The 22761-nt window shown below is 61.0% G+C and carries 23 protein-coding genes and 1 other RNA gene; 10 read left to right on the top strand and 14 right to left on the bottom strand.

The features are described 5' to 3' along the window. Positions 1 to 77: 77 nt before the first annotated feature. Positions 78 to 1223, bottom strand: coding sequence for an acetylornithine deacetylase (argE, locus tag PMI37_RS12995; protein ID WP_008081466.1), 1146 nt, complete (start codon positions 1221 to 1223; stop codon positions 78 to 80). 155 nt (positions 1224 to 1378) lie between these two features. On the opposite strand from argE, the gene PMI37_RS12990 reads away from it, so the two are divergent. After that, complete coding sequence (locus PMI37_RS12990; RefSeq protein WP_008081465.1) at positions 1379 to 2749, top strand: CYTH domain-containing protein; 1371 nt, start codon at positions 1379 to 1381, stop codon at positions 2747 to 2749. Between the two features lie 88 nt (positions 2750 to 2837). On the opposite strand, the gene PMI37_RS12985 is transcribed toward PMI37_RS12990, so the two are convergent. Next, positions 2838 to 3308, bottom strand: coding sequence for an Lrp/AsnC family transcriptional regulator (locus PMI37_RS12985; RefSeq protein ID WP_008081464.1), 471 nt, complete (start codon positions 3306 to 3308; stop codon positions 2838 to 2840). Positions 3309 to 3434: 126 nt separating this feature from the next. Here PMI37_RS12985 and PMI37_RS12980 point away from each other — a divergent pair, with 126 nt between their 5' ends. From PMI37_RS12980 to PMI37_RS12970, 3 genes are all read left to right on the top strand, one after another. Next, positions 3435 to 3773, top strand: a complete 339-nt coding sequence (locus PMI37_RS12980; protein ID WP_008081463.1) for a hypothetical protein — start codon at positions 3435 to 3437, stop codon at positions 3771 to 3773. A 92-nt stretch (positions 3774 to 3865) separates the two neighbouring features. Beyond that, positions 3866 to 5650, top strand: a complete 1785-nt coding sequence (locus PMI37_RS12975) for a GspE/PulE family protein (RefSeq protein ID WP_008081462.1) — start codon at positions 3866 to 3868, stop codon at positions 5648 to 5650. Positions 5651 to 5716: 66 nt separating this feature from the next. Further along, positions 5717 to 6037, top strand: coding sequence for a DUF2388 domain-containing protein (locus tag PMI37_RS12970; protein ID WP_171057234.1), 321 nt, complete (start codon positions 5717 to 5719; stop codon positions 6035 to 6037). A gap of 90 nt (positions 6038 to 6127) precedes the next feature. Here PMI37_RS12970 and gcvP read toward each other — a convergent pair whose 3' ends face one another. The 10 genes from gcvP to PMI37_RS12920 form a co-directional block, all read right to left on the bottom strand. Beyond that, positions 6128 to 9001, bottom strand: a complete 2874-nt coding sequence (gene gcvP, locus PMI37_RS12965; protein WP_008081460.1) for an aminomethyl-transferring glycine dehydrogenase — start codon at positions 8999 to 9001, stop codon at positions 6128 to 6130. 205 nt (positions 9002 to 9206) lie between these two features. Further along, a complete protein-coding gene (gcvH, locus tag PMI37_RS12960; protein ID WP_008081459.1) occupies positions 9207 to 9590 on the bottom strand; it encodes a glycine cleavage system protein GcvH in 384 nt (127 codons plus the stop codon). A 48-nt stretch (positions 9591 to 9638) separates the two neighbouring features. Beyond that, complete coding sequence (gene gcvT / locus PMI37_RS12955; RefSeq protein ID WP_008081457.1) at positions 9639 to 10721, bottom strand: glycine cleavage system aminomethyltransferase GcvT; 1083 nt, start codon at positions 10719 to 10721, stop codon at positions 9639 to 9641. A 155-nt stretch (positions 10722 to 10876) separates the two neighbouring features. Continuing rightward, a complete protein-coding gene (locus PMI37_RS12950) occupies positions 10877 to 12493 on the bottom strand; it encodes an ABC transporter permease (RefSeq protein ID WP_008081442.1) in 1617 nt (538 codons plus the stop codon). Between the two features lie 143 nt (positions 12494 to 12636). After that, positions 12637 to 13641 carry an extracellular solute-binding protein gene (locus PMI37_RS12945; RefSeq protein WP_008081441.1) on the bottom strand — a complete coding sequence of 335 codons (1005 nt, stop codon included), beginning with the start codon at positions 13639 to 13641 and terminating at the stop codon, positions 12637 to 12639. A 161-nt stretch (positions 13642 to 13802) separates the two neighbouring features. Further along, positions 13803 to 15020 (bottom strand): 2-octaprenyl-3-methyl-6-methoxy-1,4-benzoquinol hydroxylase, encoded by a 1218-nt coding sequence (locus PMI37_RS12940; protein ID WP_177323313.1) that lies wholly within the window; start codon positions 15018 to 15020, stop codon positions 13803 to 13805. A gap of 9 nt (positions 15021 to 15029) precedes the next feature. Then, positions 15030 to 15515 carry a DUF4442 domain-containing protein gene (locus PMI37_RS12935; protein WP_008081439.1) on the bottom strand — a complete coding sequence of 162 codons (486 nt, stop codon included), beginning with the start codon at positions 15513 to 15515 and terminating at the stop codon, positions 15030 to 15032. Continuing rightward, the gene (gene ubiH, locus PMI37_RS12930; RefSeq protein WP_008081438.1) at positions 15508 to 16695 is read right to left on the bottom strand and encodes a 2-octaprenyl-6-methoxyphenyl hydroxylase; all 1188 of its coding nucleotides are present in this window, start codon (positions 16693 to 16695) and stop codon (positions 15508 to 15510) included. Before ubiH ends, PMI37_RS12935 begins: the two co-directional genes overlap by 8 nt. After that, complete coding sequence (gene pepP, locus PMI37_RS12925; protein WP_008081437.1) at positions 16692 to 18026, bottom strand: Xaa-Pro aminopeptidase; 1335 nt, start codon at positions 18024 to 18026, stop codon at positions 16692 to 16694. The genes ubiH and pepP overlap by 4 nt, the downstream gene beginning before the upstream one ends. A 27-nt stretch (positions 18027 to 18053) precedes the next feature. Beyond that, the gene (locus tag PMI37_RS12920; RefSeq protein WP_008081436.1) at positions 18054 to 18614 is read right to left on the bottom strand and encodes a YecA/YgfB family protein; all 561 of its coding nucleotides are present in this window, start codon (positions 18612 to 18614) and stop codon (positions 18054 to 18056) included. Between the two features lie 130 nt (positions 18615 to 18744). Here PMI37_RS12920 and PMI37_RS12915 point away from each other — a divergent pair, with 130 nt between their 5' ends. The 4 genes from PMI37_RS12915 (at position 18745) to PMI37_RS12905 (ending at position 20162) form a co-directional block, all read left to right on the top strand. Then, the gene (locus PMI37_RS12915) at positions 18745 to 18954 is read left to right on the top strand and encodes a TIGR02449 family protein (RefSeq protein WP_007911197.1); all 210 of its coding nucleotides are present in this window, start codon (positions 18745 to 18747) and stop codon (positions 18952 to 18954) included. Beyond that, the gene (locus PMI37_RS12910; RefSeq protein ID WP_008081434.1) at positions 18951 to 19268 is read left to right on the top strand and encodes a cell division protein ZapA; all 318 of its coding nucleotides are present in this window, start codon (positions 18951 to 18953) and stop codon (positions 19266 to 19268) included. The genes PMI37_RS12915 and PMI37_RS12910 overlap by 4 nt, the downstream gene beginning before the upstream one ends. A 30-nt stretch (positions 19269 to 19298) precedes the next feature. Then, positions 19299 to 19477: non-coding RNA, 6S RNA (gene ssrS / locus PMI37_RS31265), on the top strand. Positions 19478 to 19556: 79 nt separating this feature from the next. Next, positions 19557 to 20162 (top strand): 5-formyltetrahydrofolate cyclo-ligase, encoded by a 606-nt coding sequence (locus PMI37_RS12905; protein WP_008081432.1) that lies wholly within the window; start codon positions 19557 to 19559, stop codon positions 20160 to 20162. Positions 20163 to 20198: 36 nt separating this feature from the next. Here PMI37_RS12905 and PMI37_RS32035 read toward each other — a convergent pair whose 3' ends face one another. Continuing rightward, positions 20199 to 20354, bottom strand: coding sequence for a hypothetical protein (locus tag PMI37_RS32035; protein WP_008081430.1), 156 nt, complete (start codon positions 20352 to 20354; stop codon positions 20199 to 20201). A gap of 197 nt (positions 20355 to 20551) precedes the next feature. Between PMI37_RS32035 and PMI37_RS12900 the strand changes: the two genes are divergently transcribed. Continuing rightward, on the top strand, positions 20552 to 21004 hold the full coding sequence (locus PMI37_RS12900) for an EVE domain-containing protein (RefSeq protein WP_008081428.1): 453 nt from the start codon (positions 20552 to 20554) through the stop codon (positions 21002 to 21004). Between the two features lie 141 nt (positions 21005 to 21145). Here the strand turns inward: PMI37_RS12900 and PMI37_RS12895 are convergent, their stop codons facing one another. Beyond that, the gene (locus tag PMI37_RS12895; protein ID WP_045123128.1) at positions 21146 to 21553 is read right to left on the bottom strand and encodes a flagellar basal body-associated protein FliL; all 408 of its coding nucleotides are present in this window, start codon (positions 21551 to 21553) and stop codon (positions 21146 to 21148) included. Between the two features lie 150 nt (positions 21554 to 21703). Between PMI37_RS12895 and PMI37_RS12890 the strand changes: the two genes are divergently transcribed. Next, positions 21704 to 22681, top strand: a complete 978-nt coding sequence (locus PMI37_RS12890) for an NADPH:quinone oxidoreductase family protein (RefSeq protein WP_008081424.1) — start codon at positions 21704 to 21706, stop codon at positions 22679 to 22681. The last annotated feature ends 80 nt before the right edge of the window (positions 22682 to 22761 follow it).

Here is a 22761-nt window from a genome sequence, read left to right as displayed (position 1 = left end):
CCGCAGGCTGCGATCTTTTGCTCTTGAAACCAAGATCAAAAGATCGCAGCCTGCGGCAGCTCCTACAAGGGAGGCGTTCAATTGTTCAGGCAGTAATGTTCAATCAGTTGCCGTAATAGATGCACCGTAGGCTGCAAACGTGACATTTCAAGGTACTCGCCGGGCTGATGCGCACAGGCGATGTCGCCGGGGCCGAGGACGATGGTTTCGCAACCGAGGCGCTGAAGATAAGGCGCTTCGGTGCCGAACGCCACTGCTTCGGCGCGGTGGCCGGTAAGCTTTTCGGCGATGCGTACCAGTTCGGCGTCTTCAGCCTGCTCGAACGACGGCACTTCCGGGAACAATGGTTTGTAATCAATCTTCACCTGATGCCGCTCGGCCACCGGGTTGAGCTTGCGCAGAATCTCCGCGCGCAGGACCTTCGGGTCCATGCCCGGCAATGGCCGCAGGTCGAATTCCAGCGAACACTGGCCGCAGATACGGTTGGGGTTGTCGCCGCCATGGATGCAACCGAAGTTCATCGTTGGTTGCGGCACGCTGAACTGCGGGTTGTTGAATTCACGCTGCCACAACAGGCGCAGACCACGCAGTTCGCCGATCGCATCGTGCATCGCCTCAAGGGCGCTGTGGCCCAGGCGCGGATCCGACGAATGGCCGCTCTGCCCGAGGATATCGATGCGCTCCATCATGATGCCTTTGTGCATGCGGATCGGCTTGAGCCCGGTCGGCTCGCCGATCACCGCTGCGCGGCCCAATGGACGCCCGGCCTCGGCCAGAGCGCGGGCGCCGGACATCGAGCTTTCTTCATCGCAGGTGGCGAGGATCAACAACGGCTGCTTGAACGGCTGATCGAGCAGCGGCTGCACCGCTTCGATGATCAACGCGAAAAAGCCCTTCATGTCGCAACTGCCGAGGCCGACCCAGCGGCCATCGACTTCGGTGAGCTTCAGCGGATCGGTCTGCCACAACGCATCGTCGTACGGCACCGTGTCGCTGTGCCCGGCCAGCACCAGCCCGCCGGGGCCGCTGCCAAAACTGGCGAGCAGATTGAATTTGCCGGGGCTGACCTGCTGGATGTCGCAGCTGAAACCCAGATCGCCCAGCCAGCCAGCGAGCAAATCGATCACCGCCCGGTTGGATTGATCGAGGCTCGGTTGGGTACAGCTGACCGATGGCGCGGCGATCAGCGCCGCGAACTGGTCTTGCATGGATGGCAAAGGCATCGCTGACTCCAACTCCCGAATTGAGGTCCATCATAGAACCATCCGGCGCTCGGAATAAACCGTCGCAGGGCGTAGGAAGTTTGAGTCCTGTACACTGCACGGCCTTGGCAGCCACATATTCCCCGGCTGCGCTCCCGATCCTGGATTTTCCGGCCATGCAGAAAGAAACCGAAATCAAACTCCGCGTCAGCCGCGAAACCCTCGCTGCCCTGCGCGAGCACCCGTTACTGAAAAAACGCAACAAAAGTGGCTGGGAACGCCGTGAGTTGATGAACCAGTACTTCGACACCCCCGAGCGCGATCTGGCTCAGGCCAAAGTCGCCCTGCGCCTGCGCAAGGACGGTGACGAAGTGATTCAGACCCTCAAGACCCGTGGCCAGAGCGTCGCCGGTCTGTCCGAGCGTAACGAATACGACTGGAAGTTGCCGAAAGCCAAGCTCGACGTGAAGAAACTCGACGGCGAATGCTGGCCCGAGTCGCTGGCCGAGCTGGACAAGAAAACCCTCAAGCCGATCTTCACCACCGATTTCGTCCGCGAGCGCGCCGAAATCGCCTGGGGCCGTGGCAAATCCAAAGTGGTCATCGAGGCCGCGCTGGATCTCGGCCACGTTGTGGTCGGCAAACAGAAAGAAGAAATCTGCGAACTGGAACTGGAACTGCGCGAAGGCGAGCCTGCCGCGCTGCTGGAACTGGCTGCCGAACTGGCCGAAACCCTGGCATTGATGCCGTGCGACATCAGCAAGGCTGAGCGCGGCTATCGTTTGTACGACGCCAACAGCTACTCGCTGAGCCTGCCGGCACCGGAACTGACCCCGGAGACTCAACTCGACGACGCGTTTGCCGCACTGAGCTGGCACTTGCTCGGCAGCAGCCAGCGTCTGGCGGAACAGTACCGTTTCAACGGCCACTGGCGCCTGTTGCTCGACTGGGTCGAGAACCTTGCCGAAATGCGCGCCCTGCTCAGCAGCCTCGGCCAGGCCGCACCGCGTCAGTCGACTCACGACTTGCGCGTTGCCCTGGATGCGTTGCTGGAAGACTGGCGTCCGCTGGTGCAAGCCGGTATCGAAGACGAAGACGTGCGCAAAGCCGCACCGGAGCAGTTCCTCGAAGAACTCGAAGACCCACGCTGGGGCCTGTTCTCGCTGAACACTTCGCGCTGGTTGCTGGCTCGCACCTGGACCGCCGAGCGTAACGTGCGTGGCAATCGTCAGGGCGGCGCGCAATTGCACAGCTGGTTGCCGCGCACCTTGGGCGAAGAAGCCACGGCTCTGCAATTGCAGCGTTATCAGCAGCAGCCGGAAGATCTGGCTGAGCAACTGCCGCGCATCGAACGCATTCAGGTCTGGCTGCACCACGCCCGCAACGTGCTGGACATCGCGGAAATGGATCGCCTGTACGGCGAACTGAACAAACTGGCACAACTGGCCAACGAGCCGACGATCACTGACGAACTGCTCGATGCACGCAAGCAGCAGGCGATTGCGGTTTACCAGAATCGTGCGTGGAAAATGCTGCTGCGCATGTAACACCGCTAAAAGATCGCAGCCTTCGGCAGCTCCTACAGGGTGTACACCCGCCCCATGTAGGAGCTGCCGCAGGCTGCGATCTTTTGCTTTATCGCAAGACAGGCAAACTCGTGGTGGATTTGATCTCCGACAGCGCCACAATCGAATTCACTTCCTGTATCCCCGGCACCAGCGACAGTTTTTCGAAGAAGAACCGCTCATACGCCTCAATGTCCGCCGCGACAATGCGCAACAGAAAATCCACCGCGCCCATCAGCACATAACATTCCAGCACCTCAGGAAACTCCCGAATCGCCTCGGTGAATTCAGTGAAGTTCGAACGCCCGTGCGCGTTGAGTTTGATCTCGGCAAAGATTTGCGTGTTGAGGCCAATCTTCTTGCGATCAAGCAAGGTCACCTGGCCACGAATGATTCCCTCCTCTTTCATCCGCTGAATCCGCCGCCAGCACGGCGATTGCGACAGGCCGACCTGCTCGGCGATCTGCGCGCTAGACAGTGAAGCGTCCTCTTGCAGCAGGGCGAGAATCTTGCGGTCGTAGCCGTCCAGCTCACTGTGCATAGATAAACCTCTAATTGACTCTTCTGCGAATTGATCCTTTCGATCATTCGCCAATAACGCCGATCATAGCCAAGAAATACCCCGCACCGAATGTAAAAATTCCTCCAGAGATTTTGGAGACTCGTCATGCCCCACCTCGAAGCCGTCACCACCACGCCCACCCGCGCCGACGTCTGGAACGTCAGCAACGCCCATTGCCTGGCGCAATATCAAATCCTCGCCGAGGCCGAGCCGGATTTGCTGGTGCGGGTGCTGAATTTGTTCGCCCTGCAATTTCTCACGCCTGAGCAAGTCAACGTGCAGCGCATGGACGATCTGCTGTCGATCGAACTCGTCATGGGCGGCCTCAGTTGGCATCGCGCGCAAGTGATCGCGGAAAAACTTCGTAACCTGATCAGCGTCTGCTCGGTGGATTTGCAAAACGCCGACAGCGCTTGGGATGCGCGGACGCAAGCGGCCGGCTGACAAATCCGGCAACGGCTTCGTCGGGTAGTGGCCCAACGGTCTGCCGGGCCGCGACTATCCTTTGGCGCACTGTCGCTTAAAAGGAAGCCCGCATGTCCGTTCAACTCGCCACTCAGGACCGCTGGCTGGAACTCAATGATGTATTGCGTGAACTGGTCGCCCAAGGCTTTATCGGCCAGGACGCGGCGGAGCAGGCGCTGAATGCGCGCCGTCGCCACGCCGCGAATGGCCAGATGCATCCGCTGGAATTCATCGCCAGCCAGCAACTCGACGACCTCAGTCGCCCGGGCAAACACCTCGACCTGGAGAGCCTGACCCTGTGGCTGGCGCAACAGGCCGGCCAGCCGTATTTGCGCATCGACCCGTTGAAGATCAACGTCGCCGCGATCACGCCGCTGATGTCTTACGCTTTTGCGCAACGGCACAAAATTCTCGCTGTGGCCGTCGACCGTGATGCGGTAACCGTGGCCAGCGCTCAGCCTTACGTCACCGGTTGGGAGGCTGACCTGACTCACGTGCTGAAGTTGCCGATCAAACGGGTGATGGCCAACCCGGCGGACATCCAGCGCTTCAGCGTCGAGTTTTTCCGGCTGGCCAAATCTGTCAGCGGCGCCAGCAATGCTGACGCCCAGGGCGGCAACCTCGGCAATTTCGAACAACTGCTCAATCTCGGTGCCAGCGATCAGGAGCCGGACGCCAACGACGCGCACATCGTCAACATCGTCGACTGGCTGTTCCAGTACGCCTTCCAGCAGCGCGCCAGCGATATCCACATCGAACCGCGTCGCGAGCAAGGCACGGTGCGTTTTCGCATCGACGGCGTGCTGCACAACGTCTATCAATTCCCGCCGCAGGTGACCATGGCGATCGTCAGTCGCCTGAAAAGCCTGGGGCGGATGAACGTCGCCGAAAAGCGCAAACCGCAGGACGGCCGGGTCAAGACCAAGACCCCGGAGGGCGGCGAAGTCGAGTTGCGCCTGTCGACGCTGCCCACCGCGTTCGGCGAGAAAATGGTCATGCGGATTTTTGATCCGGAAGTGCTGCTCAAGGACTTTGATCAACTGGGTTTCAGCGCCGACGATCTGCGGCGTTGGCAGGAAATGACCCGCCAGCCCAACGGCATCATTCTGGTCACCGGGCCGACTGGTTCGGGCAAGACCACCACGCTGTACACCACGCTGAAAAAACTGGCGACGCCGGAAGTGAACCTCTGCACCATCGAAGACCCGATCGAAATGGTCGAGCCGGCGTTCAACCAGATGCAGGTGCAGCACAACATCGACCTGAGCTTCGCCGCCGGGGTGCGTGCGCTGATGCGGCAAGACCCGGACATCATCATGATCGGCGAGATCCGCGATCTGGAAACCGCCGAAATGGCCATTCAAGCGGCGCTGACCGGGCACTTGGTGCTGTCGACGCTGCACACCAACGACGCGCCTAGCGCGGTCAGCCGTCTGCTCGAACTCGGCGTGCCGCATTACTTGATCAAAGCCACCGTGCTCGGGGTCATGGCCCAGCGTCTGGTGCGCACCTTGTGTCCGCACTGCAAGGCGCCGCTGACGCTGGAGGAAGAAGACTGGCAAACCCTGACCCGCCCGTGGCAAGCGCCGCTGCCGGGCAATGCGCAGCGCGCGATCGGCTGCGTCGAATGTCGCGACACCGGTTATCACGGCCGCGCCGGGGTTTACGAAATCATGCAACTGAGCGACAGCCTCAAGGCGTTCATCACCCCGGACACCGATCTCGCGGCGATCCGCCGCCAGGCGTTCAAGGAAGGCATGCGCAGCTTGCGTCTGTCCGGCGCGCAGAAGGTTGCGGCAGGGCTGACAACCGTTGAGGAAGTGCTGCGGGTGACGCCACAGAGTGAGCTGAAATAGCCCCTCACGGAACTGGATCAGGGGATTGGCAATCCAACGCCGTAGTTAACCCCCAGGAGTCATCTCATCATGCGTCTCAAACTTGCTGTCGCCACCTTGGCCTTGCTGTCCCTTCCCGTTGGTTCGGCCATGGCGGACAGCTTTTGGCGTAACGTCATTTCGTCCGGTGCGACCACCGGTTCGACCTACCTGACCTTCAAGGATCACAAGCTGATCATCGCCGCGCAGGACGATGCCGGCAGCTTCGTTGCCAGTGACGGCGGGATTCGCGGGCCGTATCTGGAAGCGGCCATGCAGAAAGTCCGCGCCGACAATCCGGGCCTGCAGGCGACTGATATGGAATTGGCCAACGCGATTCTGGCGAAGAACGCTGTAGCTTCCGAGTAACTCAAAAGCAAAAGATCGCAGCCTGCGGCAGCTCCTACATGTGAATGCGTTCCCATGTAGGAGCTGCCGCAGGCTGCGATCTTTTGATCTTCAGCGGTAATCGTCCACCGGGACGCAGGCGCAAAACAGGTTGCGGTCACCGTAAACGTTATCGACCCGATTCACCGCCGGCCAATATTTATGCGCCTTGGTGTGTGCATCCGGGGTGATGCCTTGTTCGATACTGTATGGCCGTTCCCACACGCCGGTGACATCAGCCAAAGTATGCGGCGCCCGTTTCAGCGGGTTGTCCTCGGCCGGCCAATTGCCGTTCTGCACCTCGGTGATTTCCGCACGAATGCTCAACATTGCTCCGATAAACCGATCCAGCTCAGCCTTCGACTCGCTCTCGGTCGGTTCGACCATCAAGGTCCCCGGCACCGGGAATGACATGGTCGGCGCATGGAAACCGTAATCCATCAGACGTTTGGCAACGTCCTCTTCGCTGATCCCGGTCTGCGCCTTCAACGGCCGCAAATCGAGAATGCATTCGTGCGCCACCCGCCCGTTGCGCCCGGTGTACAGCACGGGAAACGCGCCGGATAAATGCTGTGCCAGATAATTTGCCGCAAGAATCGCCACTTCACTGGCGTCCGCCAATTGCGGGCCCATCATGGCGATGTACATCCAGCTGATCGGCAAAATGCTCGCACTGCCCCACGGCGCCGCACTGACCGCGCCGTTCTGCGCCAGCGGCCCGTCGATCGGCACCACCGGGTGATTGGCAACGAACGGCGCCAGATGCGCACGAATGCCGATCGGCCCCATGCCCGGCCCGCCGCCACCATGGGGAATGCAGAAGGTTTTGTGCAAATTCATGTGCGACACGTCGGCGCCAATGTCCGCCGGCCGCGCCAGCCCGACCTGCGCATTGAGGTTGGCGCCGTCCATGTACACCTGACCGCCGTGCCGGTGGATCACTTCGCAGATCTCGCTGATGCCCTCCTCGTACACGCCATGGGTCGACGGATAGGTCGCCATCAGACAGGACAATTTATCCCCAGCCTCCGCCGCTTTCGACTTCAGATCCTCCAGATCAACGTTACCCGCTTCGTCGCATTCGACGATGACCACACGCATCCCGGCCATCTGCGCCGATGCCGGATTGGTACCGTGAGCTGAGGATGGAATCAGGCAAATATCCCGCGCACCCTGCTGCCGGCTCTCATGATATTTACGAATCGCCAGCAACCCCGCGTATTCACCCTGCGCACCGGAATTGGGCTGCATGCAGATCGCATCGAAGCCGGTGATCGCACACAACCAGCGTTCCAGCTCTTCGATCATCAGCGTGTAACCGACGGCCTGCTCGCGCGGCACGAACGGATGCAGGTTGGCGAACTGAGGCCAGGTAATCGGGATCATCTCGCTGGTGGCATTGAGTTTCATGGTGCAGGAGCCCAGCGGGATCATCGACTGATTGAGCGCCAGATCCTTGTTCTCCAGTTGCTTGAGATAGCGCAGCATCTCGGTTTCGCTGTGATGCGCGTTGAACACCGGATGGCGCAGGTACGGCGTTGTGCGCTGAAGGTTGTCGGGGATGCCGGAGGGCAGTGCCTCGGCGTCAAGATCGTCGACGGTCAAGCCGTGGTCAGCTCCGAGCAATACATCGAACAGTTTGGCAACGGTATTTTCATCGCAGGTCTCGTCGAGACTCAGGCCTACCCGCCCACGGCCGAGAATCCTCAGGTTGATCTGCACAGCCTGGGCACTCTCGATGATCGCGGTTTGTGCGCCGCCGACGTCCAGCGTCAACGTGTCGAAAAATTGCGCGTTGAGGCGTTTCAGCCCATGCCGCTCAAGCCCCGCCGCCAGAATGCAGGTCAACCGATGCGTGCGCTGAGCGATGCGCTTCAAGCCTTCCGGGCCGTGATAGACCGCATAGAAACTGGCGATATTGGCCAACAATACCTGCGCGGTGCAGATGTTCGAATTGGCCTTCTCGCGGCGAATATGTTGCTCGCGGGTTTGCAACGCCATGCGCAGCGCCACGTTGCCGCGAGCGTCCTTCGACACACCGATGATCCGCCCGGGAATCGCCCGTTTGTATTCCTCGCGACTGGCAAAAAATGCTGCATGCGGGCCGCCATAACCCATCGGCACACCAAAACGCTGAGACGAGCCGAACACCACATCAGCGCCCAGTTCGCCCGGTGGCGTCAGCAACAACAGGCTCAACAAATCCGTCGCGACGCAGGCCAGCGCCTGTTGCGCATGCAGATGATCGATCAATGGCCGCAGATCGCGAATCTCGCCATGGGTGTCGGGATACTGCAGCAGCGCGCCGAACACCTGGTGCTGCTTCAAGTTATCCACAGCGTCGACGATCACCTCGAAGCCAAACCCTTCGGCGCGAGTCTGCACCACGGAAATGGTTTGCGGGTGACAGTTCTCGTCGACGAAAAACAGATTGCTCTTCGACTTCGCCACACGCTTGGCCAAGGCCATGGCTTCCGCCGCTGCCGTCGCTTCATCGAGCAGCGAGGCGTTGGCCAATTCGAGGCCGGTGAGGTCGATGGTCAGTTGCTGGAAATTCAGCAGCGCTTCGAGCCGGCCCTGGGCGATCTCCGGTTGATACGGCGTGTAAGCGGTGTACCAACCGGGATTTTCCAGCACATTGCGCAGGATGACCGTCGGCGTCAGGGTGCCGTGGTAGCCCATGCCGATCAGGCTGGTCCAGACCTGGTTCTGCTCGGCATAACCGCGCAGTCTGGCCAGCGCCGCTTGTTCATCGAGGGCGGGCGGCAGATCCAGTGCGCGATTGAAGCGAATGCCCGGCGGCACGGTCTGTTCGATCAGTTCGGCGCGGCTGCCGAGGCCGAGGCTGTCGAGCATCGCCTGTTGCTCGGCGGCATCCGGGCCGAGGTGGCGGCGCAGGAAGGCATCGGGATCGCGTAACTGGCTCAGGGACGGCAACTGGGACATGACGGGCTCTCTCTTGGCTGGCGCTCGGCGTCAATGCAACACGGTCAAACCAGCATAGCAGTGCCCTTGAAGATCAAAAGATCGCGGCCTGCGGCAGCTCCTACATTGGAAACGCATCTCCCTGTAGGAGCTGCCGCAGGCTGCGATCTTTTGATCCTGAAAAAAAAGCCCCGACAAGTCGGGGCTTTGGGGTGTTGCAGGCAACTTACTCGCCGATGGCAGCCTTGTAAGCAGCAGCGTCGAGCAGCTTGTCCAGCTCGGCCTTGTCGCTTGGCTTGAGCTTGAAGATCCAGGCACCGTACGGGTCGGAGTTCAGCAGTTCCGGGGAGCCGCTCAGCTCTTCGTTGATCGCGATGACTTCACCGCTGATCGGCGAATAGATGTCGGAGGCGGCTTTCACCGATTCAACGACGCCAGCCTGATCTTCAGCGGCGAAGACTTTGCCCACTTCGGTCAGCTCGACGAACACCACATCGCCCAGCGCTTCCTGCGCGTGATCGCTGATGCCCACGGTGACGGTGCCGTCAGCTTCCAGACGTGCCCATTCATGACTTTCGGCAAAACGCAGTTCAGCGGGGATATTGCTCATCTTCGGTGTCCTCGGAATTGGGTCAGCGGTCATGCCCGCCAAAAAAGGTTAGATCAAAGTTTTGCCATGGCGTACGAAGGTCGGTTTGACCACCCGTACCGGGTACCACTTGCCACGGATTTCCACTTCGGCGCGGTCGGCAGTGGCCATCGGAACACGCGCCAGGGCAATCGATTTGCTTAGCGTAGGGGAGAAACTACCACTGGTGATCTCTCCTTCGCCAACATCGGCGATACGAACCACTTGATGAGCACGCAAAACACCGCGTTCTTCCAGCACCAGGCCGACCAGTTTATGTGCAACGCCGGCGGTTTTTTCCGCCTCCAGCGCGGCGCGGCCGATGAACTGGCGCGAGGCCGGCTCCCAGGCAATGCTCCAGGCCATGTTCGAGGCCAGCGGGGATACGTCCTGATGAATGTCCTGACCGTAGAGGTTCATCCCGGCTTCAACCCGCAGGGTGTCGCGGGCACCGAGGCCGATCGGGGAAATGCCGGCACCGACCAGGTCGTTGAAGAAACCCGGCGCCTGATTGGCTGGCAGGCAGATTTCCAGGCCATCTTCACCGGTGTAACCGGTGCGGGCGATGAACCAGTCGCCGTCGGTGTAGCCTTCAAAGGGTTTCAGGTGCTGGATCAGCGTGGCGCGTGACTGGGTCACCAGTTCGGCAATCTTCTGCCGGGCCTGCGGGCCCTGAATAGCGAGCATCGCCAGCTCGGAGCGCTCGTGCAGTTGCACGTCGTAATCGCCGAGCTGCGCGTTCATCCAGGCCAGATCCTGATCGCGGGTGGAGGCGTTGAACACCAGACGATACGCATCGTCGAGGCGGTAGACGATCATGTCGTCAACGATGCCGCCGCGCTCGTTGAGCATGGTGCTGTACAACGCACGGCCGGGGCGGTGCAGGCGCTCGACGTCATTGGCCAGCAAATGCTGCAGCCAGGCCTTGGCCTGGGGGCCGGTGACATCGATCACGGTCATGTGGGATACATCGAACACCCCGCAATCGCGGCGCACCTCGTGGTGTTCCTCGACCTGCGAGCCGTAATGCAGTGGCATGTCCCAACCGCCAAAATCGACCATCTTCGCGCCGAGGGCGAGATGCAGGTCATACAGAGGCGTACGCTGTCCCATGGGTTTCTCCTTCCGGGCGTGGCGAAGGTGCGGACCGCCGCTGCACGGACGAAAGCCTTGAAATATAAGGCTCTCAGCCGATTCCAGCGAACGGGTCTGTCAGACGAACCGTACCGAATGCCGCGCATTGTAGCCGCATGATTGAGGACTGACGACTAAGTGTTTCGGTGCGCCGAGCGGCGGATCAGACCAATGACCGGCAACAGTCCGACCAGAACCAGGGTCAGCGCCGGCAACGACGCCCGCGCCCATTCGCCTTCGCTGGTCATTTCAAAGATCCGCACCGCCAGCGTGTCCCAGCCAAACGGGCGCATCAGCAGGGTCGCGGGCATTTCCTTGAGCACATCGACGAACACCAGCAACGCCGCACTCAATGTGCCGGGCAACAAAAGTGGCAGATACACTTTGAAAAACAGTCGCGGCCCACTGACACCGAGGCTACGTGCCGCTTCGGGCAAAGACGGCCGTATACGCGCCAGACTGTTTTCCAGCGGGCCGTAAGCGACTGCGATAAAGCGCACCAGATACGCCATCAACAATGCTGCCAGACTGCCAAGCAGCAACGGTTTACCGGCGCCACCGAGCCAGCCGGAAAGCGGAATCACCAGCTCGCGATCCAGATAACTGAACGCCAGCATGATCGACACCGCCAACACCGAACCCGGCAAGGCGTAACCGAGATTGGCCAGACCAACGCCGGAGTTGATCGCCGGCGTCGGCGCCAATCGCCGGGCGAAGGCCAGCAGCAACGCAACGCTGACGGTGATCAACGCGGCCATGCCACCTAGATAGAGGGTGTGCAGGATCAGCCCGGCGTAGCGCTCATCCAGATCGAAACGCCCGCGCTGCCAGAACCAGACGATCAGTTGCAGCATCGGAATCACGAAGGCGCACGCGAAGACCAGTCCGCACCAGCTCATCGCCGCAAGCGCCTTGAATCCGCGCAAGTGATACAGCGCTTTCACCCGAGGCCGCTCGTTGCTCGCGCGGTTGGCGCCGCGCGCGCGACGTTCGCCGTACAGCACCAGCATCACCACCAGCAGCAACAGACTCGCCAGTTGCGCTGCGCTCGACAGGCTGAAGAAGCCGTACCAGGTTTTGTAGATCGCCGTGGTGAAGGTGTCGAAGTTGAACACCGACACCGCACCGAAATCGGCGAGGGTTTCCATCAACGCCAGCGCCACGCCGGCACCGATCGCCGGGCGCGCCATCGGTAACGCCACCCGCCAGAAGGCCTGCCACGGTGATTGACCAAGCACCCGCGCCGCTTCCATCAGGCCTTTGCCCTGCGCGAGAAACGCGGTGCGGGCCAGCAGGTAAACGTAGGGATAGAAGACCAGCACCAACACGATGATCACCCCGCCGGTGGAGCGCACTCGCGGCAGGCGCAGGCCTGTGCCGAACCATTCGCGCAGCAGGGTTTGCACGGGGCCGGCGAAGTCGAGCAGGCCGACGAAGACGAAGGCCAGCACGTACGCGGGAATGGCGAAGGGCAGCATCAGCGCCCAGTCGAGCCAGCGCCGCCCGGGGAATTCGCAGAGGCTGGTGAGCCACGCCAGGCTGACGCCGAGCAGGGTCACGCCGACACCGACGCCGAGTACCAGCGTCAGGGTGTTGCCGAGCAGGCGTGGCATCTGGGTTTGCCACAGGTGCGACCAGATTTGTTGGTCGATGGTCTGCCAGGACAGCAGCAGAACGCTCAGGGGCAGCAGCACCAGCGCGGCGATGGCGAAGACGATGGGGTACCAGCGGCGTTGGGCGGGGTGGGCCACTTCAAAGGTCTCGCGGGGAAATCGTGGAGTGTAAGGAAGAAAGCGAAAAGATCGCAGCCTCCGGCAGCTCCTACATTGGGAAATGTGATCACCCTGTAGGAGCTGCCGAAGGCTGCGATCTTTTGATCTTTACAGCAGCAGACTCAGTTCCAACCCGCCCGATCCATCATCCGGATCGCTTCAGCCTGACGCTTGCCCGCCACTTCCACCGGCAACGTATCAGCAATGAACTTGCCCCACGCCGCCACTTCTTCCGAAGGCGCGACCGCCGGGTTGGCCGGGAACTCCTGGTTCACGTCAGCAAAAATCTTCTGCGCCTCCGGCGTGGTCATCCACTCAACCAAAGCCTTGGCGGCTTCCGGGTGCGGCGCATGTTTGGTCAGGCCGATGCCCGACAGGTTCACATGCACGCCGCGATCCGCCTGATTAGGCCAGAACAGTTTCACCGGCAGCTCCGGCTTCTGCTTGTGCAGGCGACCGTAGTAGTAAGTGTTGACGATGCCGACGTCACACTGGCCGGCATTGATTGCCTCCAGCACTGCAACGTCATCGGAGAACACGTCGGTGGACAGGTTATTCACCCAGCCCTTGAGGATTTCCTCAGTCTTCGCCGCGCCGTGAACTTCGATCATGGTCGCGGTCAGCGACTGGTTGTAGACCTTCTTCGCCGTGCGCAGGCACAGGCGCCCTTCCCAGTTCTTGTCGGCCAGTGCTTCATAAGTCGTCAGTTCGCCCGGCTTCACCCGTTCGGTGGAATAGGCGATGGTGCGTGCGCGCAGGCTCAGGCCAGTCCAGGCGTGAGTGGACGAGCGATATTGCAGCGGAATGTTGGCGTCGATGGTTTTCGAAGTGAACGGCTGGAGGATGCCCATCTGCTCGGCCTGCCAGAGATTGCCGGCATCAACGGTGAGCAGCAGGTCGGCGGTGGCGTTTTCACCTTCGGCCTTGATGCGCTGCATCAACGGCGCTTCCTTGTCGGTGATGAACTTGATCTTCACCCCGGTCTTGGCGGTGTAGGCATCGAAGACCGGTTTGATCAGCTCATCGATGCGCGACGAGTAAACCACCACCTCATCAGCGGCCTGGGCCGTGGTGCTACCGATCAGGGTCAGGGCCAGTGCGGTCAGAAGACGCTTGGGTGCCAACATGGGAGTGGTCTCTCGGTCGGGAAATGTGGGCCAAATGATAAGGACTCACATTTACCACCTCAATCGAACTCTTTTTGAAGGAGTTACCAGATGTTGCATGATTGCCCCCCCACTGTAGGAGTGAGCCTGCTCGCGATGAGGCCATCAACCTCAATGAAGTGTCAGGCCTTGGCCAAGGCCGGGAGATCACCGGTCAATCCGAGGGCTTCACGCACAAACAGCGCTTTCGCCTCGGGCATCTGCTCCACCAGCTTCAACCCGGCATTGCGCAACCAGCGCACCGGCAACGGATCGGCCTGAAACAACCGCTCAAACCCTTCCATCGCCGCCATCAGCGCGAGGTTATGCGGCATGCGCCGACGCTCGTAACGGCTCAGCACTTTCACATCCGCCAGACGCTCACCGCGCTCTGCCGCCTGCAACAGCACTTCCGCCAGCACCGCCGCATCAAGGAAACCGAGGTTCACACCTTGCCCCGCCAACGGGTGAATGGTGTGCGCCGCATCGCCGATCAGCGCCAGGCCTTCAGCCACATAACGCTTGGCATGGCGCTGACGCAGCGGCACGCACAATCGCGGATCAGCACTGATCACTTCGCCCAGACGCCCTTCAAAGGCGCGCTCCAGCTCACGGCAGAAATCCGCTTCATCCAGCGCCATCAAGCGCTCGGCTTCGCTCGGCGTGGTCGACCAGACGATCGAACACCAATCCTGCTGCCCGTCACGCTCCAGCGGCAAAAACGCCAGCGGCCCGTGATCGGTAAAACGCTGCCACGCGGTCGACTGGTGCGGCTGGCTGCTGCGCACGCTGGTGACGATGGCGTGATGCATGTAATCCCATTCACGAGTGGCCATCCCGGTGAGACGACGAACCGCCGAGTTGGCGCCGTCAGCGGCAATCACCAGCGGCGCGCGTAACTGACGACCATCGGCCAGCGTCAGCAGCCAGTCATCACCGGAACGACGCATCTGTTCCAGTCGCGCATTGGCCAACATACCCAGATCGCAATCGTGCAAACGGTCGAGCAAGGCGTCCTGCACCACGCGGTTTTCGACGATATGCCCGAGCACCTCGGCGTGTACGCTGCTCGCCGAGAAATGAATCTGCCCGGTGCCGCTGCCGTCCCACACGTGCATGTCGGTGTACGGGCTGCTGCGCCGTGCGGCGATGCCGTCCCACACGCCAAGGCGTTCGAGAATCCGCTGGCTCGCCGCTGACAGCGCGCTCACTCGCGGTTCAAACGCCGCGTCGGCATCGAACGGTTTGACGCTCAGCGGGCTGCCGTCGAGCAGCAGCACTTCCAGCCCGCTGTCCTGCAACGCCAACGCCAGGGCGCTGCCGACCATTCCGGCTCCGACAATCAGCAGATCTGCGCGCATGTCCATGCTTTAAGCCTGTCTCGCTTGCGGCTTTAGCCGCACATAAAGGGTTTTACCGACGCGCGCGACAAGGTTGCCGGCGCCGTCATGAATGTCGACCTGCAACTGCGGCAGGTATTTCTCGCCATTGGCGGTCTGCCGGCGGATCTCGCCGAGCAGTGTCTCGTCGATGCTGAACCGGGCAAACACCGGGCCTTTGCCCGGCGCGATGAAATCGATGTCGGCAGCCTTGTCCCAGACGATGTACTTCGAACCGAGGTTTTCCATGAGCATCAGCATGAAGAACGGATCGACCATCGAATACAAACTGCCGCCAAACTGCGTGCCGACGTAATTGCGGTTGTACCAGCCAAGGCCCATCGATACTTGAACGTCGCGGAAGTCATCGCTGATATGGCGAACGCGCACACCGGCGCCGAGGTACGGCGGGTAGAAGGTCATGATCCAGCGCATCAACCGCGCCTTGCCGAATTTATTCGTCAACCACTTAAGCATCCGGACGCGTCCCCAACCCCATGGCCTGACGCGCAAACCAGCGCTTGGCCGGTGGCAACAGATCGAGACCGAGCAAGCCGATGTTGCGCCCCAGCGAAACCAGCGGCTGCGTGCTGCCGAACAGGCGCGTGACCTGATCGGAGAAACCGACGGTGAGATCCTGATCGAGACGCTGACGCTCGCGATACGCCTGCAAGGTGGCGAAATCGCCCAGCGGTTTGTCGCTGGCCAGCAAAGCGGCGGCCAGTGCATCGGCATCCCGCAGCGACAGGTTGAAACCCTGCCCGGCTATCGGGTGCAGGCTGTGCGCCGCATTGCCGAGCACGGCCAGATGCGAGCGCACTTGCTCTTCGGCCTCGACCAGCGTCAACGGATATAAATGCCGCGCGCCGACCTGTTTCAACGTGCCGAGGCGGTAACCGAACACGCCCTGCAATTCGCTGAGGAAATCGCGTTCACTCAAATCGGCCAGACGTTGCGCGTCCATGCCCAGACGCGTCCAGACTAGGGCGCAGCGGTTTTCCGGCAGCGGCAGCAGCGCCATCGGCCCTTCGTCGGTGAAGCGCTCGAAAGCCATGCCGTTATGCGCTTCGCTCGGGGTGATGTTGGCGATCAGCGCGCTCTGGTTGTACGGACGCTTGCGCACGTTGATGCCCAACTGTTCGCGCAGCCCGGAGCGACCGCCATCCGCGAGCACCGCGAGGTCGCATTCCAGCGTGGTTTCATCGTTAAGGGTCAGGCGATAGCCGTCGGGCAGCGGTTCCATGCGCGTGACTTCTGCCGGGCAACGCCAGCTGATCACGTCCTTATCGACGTGCTGCCACAGGCACTGGCCGAGCCAGGCGTTTTCCACCACATAACCGAGTGCCGGCACGCCCTCTTCCATCGCCGACAAACGCGCGGTGGAGAAACGACCACGGTCGGAGACGTGAATCTGTTTGATCGGCTCGGCGCGGCGGGAGATTTCCTGCCATACGCCCAAGCGTTGATAAATCTGCCGCGAGCCGAAAGACAGCGCCGACGAACGTGCGTCGTAGCTTGGCTGCCAACTGTCGCCGGGGGCGAACGGCTCGATCAGCACGATCTTCCAGCCGCGCGCCTTGGCCCCGGCCTGCAAGGCCAACGCCAGACTGGCGCCGACCAGACCGCCACCGATGATTGCCAGATTGACTCGACTCATGCCGCGTGTGTCCTTGCTTGCGCCATCAGCGCTTCGATTTCAGCGACGCTTTTCGGTACGCCGGTGGTGAGGATTTCACAGCCAGTCTTGGTCACGACCACGTCGTCCTCGATGCGCACGCCAATGCCGCGCCATTTCTTCGCGACGTTTTGATTGTCCGGGGCAATGTAGATGCCCGGCTCCACGGTCAGCGCCATGCCGACTTCGAGCACGCGCCATTCGCCGCCGACCTTGTACTCGCCGACGTCATGAACATCCATGCCCAGCCAGTGACCGGCGCGGTGCATGTAAAAGGCTTTATAGGCTTCGCTGGCGATCAACTCGTCGACCGCGCCCTGCAACAAACCGAGTTTCACCAGCCCCGTGGTGATCACCCGAACCGTGGCTTCGTGCGCCTGATTCCAATGCTTGTTCGGAGCGATTTCGGCGAACGCGGCTTCCTGCGAGGCCAGCACCAATTCGTAGATCGCTTTCTGCTCGGGCGAAAACTTGCCGTTGACCGGCCAGGTACGAGTGATGTCGCTGGCGTAGCAATCAATCTCGCAACCGGCGTCAATCAACACCAGATCGCCGTCCTTGAGCAACGCGTCATTCTGCTGGTAATGCAGGATGCAGCTGTTGCGTCCGGCGGCGACGATCGAACCGTAAGCGGGCATTTTCGCCCCGCCCTTGCGGAATTCGTAGTCGAGTTCGGCTTCGAGGCTGTACTCGTGGAGCCCGGCCCGACTGGCCTGCATCGCGCGGATGTGGGCTTGCGCCGAGATCCGTGCGGCTTCGCGCATGACCTTCACTTCCGCCGCCGATTTATACAGGCGCATGTCGTGGAGCAGATGATCCAGCGCAACGAATTCGTTCGGTGGCTGGGCGCCAAGGTGCGCTTTGGAGCGGATCACGTTGATCCAGTCCATCAAGTGACGGTCGAATTCGGGGTTGCTGCCCATCGCCGAATACACCCGGTCGCGGCCTTCGATCAGGCCCGGGAGGATGTCGTCGATGTCGGTGATCGGGAAAGCGTCGTCGGCACCGAAGTCGCGGATCGCGCCTTCCTGCCCTGCGCGCAGGCCGTCCCACAATTCGCGTTCGGCGTTGCGTTCACGGCAGAACAGCACGTACTCGCCGTGCTCGCGGCCGGGCATCAGGACGATGACAGCTTGCGGCTCGGGAAATCCGCTGAGGTACTGGAAGTCGCTGTCCTGACGGTAGACGTGCTCGACGTCGCGGTTGCGAATCGCCACCGCCGCGGCGGGCAGGATCGCGATGCTGTTGGGTTCCATCTGCGCCATCAGGGCCTTGCGGCGACGGCTGTATTCCGCTTTGGGGATATGGGTCATGGGCAGATGGCTTTCCCTGGCACGCGATTAATGCAGCGACGGTTTGGCGGCTGGCGGCACGTCGGTTTTCTTGGTTTCCGAGAACAGCAGCAGCGGCGCGACGCGCAGGTACTCCATGACTTCCATGTAATCGGTTTCGCCGTCTTCGGATTCTTCCAGTGCATCTTGCACCTGGGAAATGGCGGCCAGATCCTGCAACACTTCGGTGGCTTCAGTGCTGAGCATGCTGCTGTCGCGGCAGTTCAGGCCGAAACCGCTGAGGAAGCCCTGGCACCACTCGCCCAGTGCAGCGGCGCGGTCAGCCAGCGGTGCGTCATCGGTGGGCAGCAGCAGGACAACGGTGACGTCGTCGCCAGTCAGCTCGCCTTTGACCATCTCTTGCAGGCCGATCAGGGCGTTGCGGACGTTGTCCTGGATATCGCCATCGAGCAGTTCGGCGGCGTCGATCAACCAGCCTTCGTTATCGAAGCCGGCACCGGCGCAGCTGCGTCCGAGCAGCACGCCATGCAGTTCGGCAGGCGAGACGTTGTGGCCGCTGGAGGTCAGCAGGGTGGCAAAGGCTTGGTACGGGGAATTCGCAATGGTCATGGGCAGCTAGGCGCCAGACGGCGCTATGTCTAGAATGAAGGCCTTGTATCCTACATCGACAGACTCGCCAAGACTATTAAAGGCTGTCCGCCAGCTATCCCATCAGACAGACTCCGACCCAGTGGACACAATGGAAGACACCGACCTGCAAGCGCTGATGGCCAGACTCGAACTGTTGATTGGTCGAGTCGAGCAACTAAAGAGTCAAAACGCACTCTTACTAGCTCAGGAAAAGACCTGGCGCGAGGAACGCGCTCACCTCATTGAAAAAAACGAAATCGCCCGGCGTAAGGTCGAATCGATGATTTCGCGCCTCAAGGCCCTGGAGCAAGACTCATGAGTTCAAGCAATAGCGTCACCGTGCAGATCCTCGATAAAGAATATTCGATCATCTGCCCGCAGGAAGAACGCAGCAATCTGGTCAGCGCCGCGCGCTACCTCGATGGCAAGATGCGCGAGATCCGCAGCAGCGGCAAAGTCATCGGCGCCGATCGCATCGCCGTGATGGCCGCGCTGAACATCACCCACGACCTCTTGCACAAAGAAGAGCGCCCGGACATCCAGGCCAGCGGTTCGACCCGTGAACAGGTGCGCGACTTGCTCGATCGTGTCGATCTGGTACTCGCCGACGATCAGACCAACACCAAGGGCTGATTCGACTGGCCGCTTGCGGTATACTCGCGGCACTCCCTGGGGTGCTTGCCAGTTGACGATGTCCCTGAGCCGATTCGCACTACCCTGGAAGTTGCACGTTGGGCTGGTGTGCATGTCCGCTAGACGGAAAGCCTTAAAGTCTACTGCATCTTCCACCTTGAACTTTCGGGTTCAAGGGCTAAGTTGACAGCGGTTCATCCGGGGAGCCTGATTCGAATCCGATGTCGGTGAAAACCGCCATCGGATTTTTTATGCGTACGTTTTCGTCCAACCTGCCGAAGCCGAACCATGACCGAACCCGCGCTGCTGCCCCGCCCGCAACTCCGCCGCCTGCTGCGCAAGGCGCGCCGCTCGCTGAGCAAAAGCGAGCAACGCCAGGCCGCCAAAGGCCTCTACCGGCAACTGGCGCAAGACCCGCACTTTCGCCGGGCCAAACATATCTCTCTGTACCTGCCCACCGACGGTGAAATTGATCCGCGTCTGTTGCTGCGTGAAGCGCAGCGTCGGGGCAAGTCGACTTATCTGCCGGTGCTGAGTGCCTGGCCGCGAACCAAGATGGTCTTCCAGCGCATTCGTCCCGGCGAGAAACTCAAACCCAATCGTTTCCGCATTCTCGAACCTCGGGCCAATCTGGCCCGGCAACGCAAAGTCTGGGCGCTGGATCTGGTGTTGTTGCCGTTGGTGGGGTTTGACGATGTCGGCGGGCGACTGGGCATGGGCGGCGGTTTTTACGATCGCAGCCTGGCGTATCTGGCGCGCCGTAAAAGCTGGCGCAAGCCGACGCTGCTGGGGCTGGCCCATGAGTGTCAGAAGGTCGAACGCTTGGCGCAAGCGAGTTGGGATGTGCCGTTACAAGGCACGGTCAGCGACAAGGCGCGGTATTTCGCGGGATAGGACGCCGCGCAGATCAGCGGCGTCGAAAGATCAGTTTCAGCGCTTGAAGGCTGTCGACTGTTGAACCTGTTGCGCAACTTCGATCGGTGCGTCGGCCTTGGTCGTCCACAGGCTCTGCGCGTAACCGGTGGTCACAACGCCCAAGCCAAACAAAATTACCAAAGTCCATAGTAAATCCGGTTTGCGTTTCATCGATTGCCCCCCTCAAGGCACATCATCACGATGACAGCAGCGGTTTCCGTTTGTAGGCCGTGCAGCAGCGTCAAGCTTTAAAGGCCGGCATTTTGCGGCAACGTGAACCGCTGCGCAAACGCTGACGTCAACCGACCGTCGGTTTGTCATAAAATTGCCCGACAACCTGCCCAATGACCGTTTCAGGAGCAAAAACCATGGCCTATTGGCTGATGAAGTCCGAGCCCGACGAACTCTCGATCAAAGGTCTGGAAAAGCTCGGCAAAGCGCGCTGGGACGGCGTTCGTAACTATCAGGCGCGCAACTTCCTGCGGGCGATGGCGGTGGGGGATGGGTTCTTTTTCTACCATTCCAGCTGCCCGGAGCCAGGAATTGCCGGGATTGGCAAAATAATCGAAGCCGCGTACCCGGATCCCACCGCACTGGAGCCGGAAAGTCATTACTTCGATCCGAAGGCTACGCCGGAGAAGAATGCGTGGAGCGCGATTGACGTTGAGCACGTCGAGACGTTTGCGCGGGTGTTGAAGCTGGACTATCTGAAGCAGCAGACGGCGCTGGCCGAGATGCCACTGGTGCAGAAGGGCTCGCGGTTGTCAGTGATGCCGGTCACACCAGAGCAGTGGGCGGCGGTGCTTGCGCTTAAACCCTGATTCATTTGGCGCCTGCCAAAATGCAATCGCTGGCAAGCCAGCTCCCACAGGGATTTTCAGTGAACACATAATTTGTGACCACCCGAAAAACCTGTGGGAGCTGGCTTGCCAGCGATGGGGCCCGCCCGGACAACGGATGGCTTATTGAATGATCAGGTTGTTGAACAACAGATCCTCAACCACCGGCTTGCCGGTTTCGTCATTCATCACTTGCTGCGTCTGCTTCAACGCTTCCTGACGCAGTTTTTCTTTGCCCTCGATGCTGCTCATCGCCTCGGTCGACTGCTGGGTAAACAACGCCACCAGTTGATTACGGATCAGCGGCTCGTTGGCCTTGACCAGTTTGGTCGCTTCCTCGCCCGTCACACGCAACGCCACGTCAGCCTTGTAAACCTTGAGCTTCGGCGTGCCGTCCAGCCCGTAATTGCCCACAAACGGCGGGCTCAGGGTGATGTAGTTGACCTTCGGCGCCTCGCCTTCTTTGGCCTCTTCGGCCAGCGCTGCCACAGGCAGAGACAGGGCCAGCAACAACATGATCCACGCTTTCACAATTCGCTCCTTATCCGGTTTGCGGCCTAGCATAACGACCCGCCGCGCAAGCACAAGCTTATGGCTGACTATCAGGGTCGGGCATGCTCGTTGACCCGTTGACTGACACACCTACACTTATCGGCCATCACTCCCAAAGGAATAGCCCTGATGAAAGCCGTGCTGTGCAAAGCCTTCGGCCCTGCCGAATCGCTGGTGCTGGAAGAGGTCGCCAGCCCCGCCCCGAAGAAGAATGAAATCCTGCTGGACGTGCACGCCGCCGGGGTCAACTTCCCGGATACGCTGATCATCGAGGGCAAATACCAATTCAAGCCGCCCTTCCCGTTCTCGCCGGGTGGCGAAGCGGCAGGCGTGGTTCGCGAAGTCGGCGAAAAGGTCAGCCACCTCAAGGTCGGCGACCGCGTCATGGCTCTGACCGGCTGGGGCAGTTTCGCTGAACAGGTCGCGGTGCCGGGCTATAACGTCCTGCCGATTCCGCCGTCGATGGACTTCAACATTGCCGCCGCATTCAGCATGACCTACGGCACTTCGATGCACGCGCTCAAGCAACGCGCCAACCTGCAACCGGGCGAAACCCTGCTGGTGCTCGGTGCATCCGGCGGTGTCGGCCTGGCTGCCGTGGAAATCGGCAAAGCCATGGGCGCCCGCGTCATCGCCGCCGCCAGCAGCGCCGAGAAACTCGCGGTGGCCAAGGCTGCCGGCGCTGACGAACTGATCAACTACAGCGAAGCCAGCCTCAAGGATGAAATCAAGCGCCTGACCGATGGCCAGGGCGCCGACGTGATTTACGATCCAGTCGGCGGCGATCTGTTCGATCAAGCCATCCGCGCCATCGCCTGGAACGGCCGCCTACTGGTGGTCGGCTTCGCCAGCGGGCGCATCCCCGAGCTGCCGGTCAACCTCGCGTTGCTGAAGGGCGCGGCGGTGCTTGGCGTGTTCTGGGGTTCCTTCGCCCAACGCCAGCCGCAGGACAACGCGGCGAACTTTCAACAATTGTTCGGCTGGTTCGCCGAGGGCAAGTTGAAACCGCTGGTGTCGCAGGTGTATCCGCTGAGCAATGCGGCGCAGGCGATCAATGACCTTGGGCAGCGCAAGGCTGTGGGCAAGGTTGTGGTGCAGGTGCGCTGAGACGGAAGCCTCCCGAGGCCAGAACCGCAGGCGGTTCCGGCCTTTTTATATCTCGGGGAAGTGACCGCATATTTATTGAA

This window comes from Pseudomonas sp. GM80, from assembly GCF_000282515.1.
Classification (GTDB): domain Bacteria; phylum Pseudomonadota; class Gammaproteobacteria; order Pseudomonadales; family Pseudomonadaceae; genus Aquipseudomonas.
This window is presented reverse-complemented; position numbering and strand designations above follow the sequence as displayed.

Excerpts from the sequence above, each read along its gene's own strand:
- argE (WP_008081466.1), bottom strand. The coding sequence starts at position 1,223 with ATGCCTTTGCCATCCATGCAAGACCAGTTCGCGGCGCTGATCGCCGCG.
- PMI37_RS12990 (WP_008081465.1), top strand. The coding sequence starts at position 1,379 with ATGCAGAAAGAAACCGAAATCAAACTCCGCGTCAGCCGCGAAACCCTC.
- PMI37_RS12985 (WP_008081464.1), bottom strand. The coding sequence starts at position 3,308 with ATGCACAGTGAGCTGGACGGCTACGACCGCAAGATTCTCGCCCTGCTG.
- PMI37_RS12980 (WP_008081463.1), top strand. The coding sequence starts at position 3,435 with ATGCCCCACCTCGAAGCCGTCACCACCACGCCCACCCGCGCCGACGTC.
- PMI37_RS12975 (WP_008081462.1), top strand. The coding sequence starts at position 3,866 with ATGTCCGTTCAACTCGCCACTCAGGACCGCTGGCTGGAACTCAATGAT.
- gcvP (WP_008081460.1), bottom strand. The coding sequence starts at position 9,001 with ATGTCCCAGTTGCCGTCCCTGAGCCAGTTACGCGATCCCGATGCCTTC.
- gcvH (WP_008081459.1), bottom strand. The coding sequence starts at position 9,590 with ATGAGCAATATCCCCGCTGAACTGCGTTTTGCCGAAAGTCATGAATGG.
- gcvT (WP_008081457.1), bottom strand. The coding sequence starts at position 10,721 with ATGGGACAGCGTACGCCTCTGTATGACCTGCATCTCGCCCTCGGCGCG.
- PMI37_RS12945 (WP_008081441.1), bottom strand. The coding sequence starts at position 13,641 with ATGTTGGCACCCAAGCGTCTTCTGACCGCACTGGCCCTGACCCTGATC.
- PMI37_RS12940 (WP_177323313.1), bottom strand. The coding sequence starts at position 15,020 with ATGCGCGCAGATCTGCTGATTGTCGGAGCCGGAATGGTCGGCAGCGCC.
- PMI37_RS12935 (WP_008081439.1), bottom strand. The coding sequence starts at position 15,515 with ATGCTTAAGTGGTTGACGAATAAATTCGGCAAGGCGCGGTTGATGCGC.
- ubiH (WP_008081438.1), bottom strand. The coding sequence starts at position 16,695 with ATGAGTCGAGTCAATCTGGCAATCATCGGTGGCGGTCTGGTCGGCGCC.
- pepP (WP_008081437.1), bottom strand. The coding sequence starts at position 18,026 with ATGACCCATATCCCCAAAGCGGAATACAGCCGTCGCCGCAAGGCCCTG.
- PMI37_RS12920 (WP_008081436.1), bottom strand. The coding sequence starts at position 18,614 with ATGACCATTGCGAATTCCCCGTACCAAGCCTTTGCCACCCTGCTGACC.
- PMI37_RS12915 (WP_007911197.1), top strand. The coding sequence starts at position 18,745 with ATGGAAGACACCGACCTGCAAGCGCTGATGGCCAGACTCGAACTGTTG.
- PMI37_RS12910 (WP_008081434.1), top strand. The coding sequence starts at position 18,951 with ATGAGTTCAAGCAATAGCGTCACCGTGCAGATCCTCGATAAAGAATAT.
- PMI37_RS12905 (WP_008081432.1), top strand. The coding sequence starts at position 19,557 with ATGACCGAACCCGCGCTGCTGCCCCGCCCGCAACTCCGCCGCCTGCTG.
- PMI37_RS32035 (WP_008081430.1), bottom strand. The coding sequence starts at position 20,354 with ATGAAACGCAAACCGGATTTACTATGGACTTTGGTAATTTTGTTTGGC.
- PMI37_RS12900 (WP_008081428.1), top strand. The coding sequence starts at position 20,552 with ATGGCCTATTGGCTGATGAAGTCCGAGCCCGACGAACTCTCGATCAAA.
- PMI37_RS12890 (WP_008081424.1), top strand. The coding sequence starts at position 21,704 with ATGAAAGCCGTGCTGTGCAAAGCCTTCGGCCCTGCCGAATCGCTGGTG.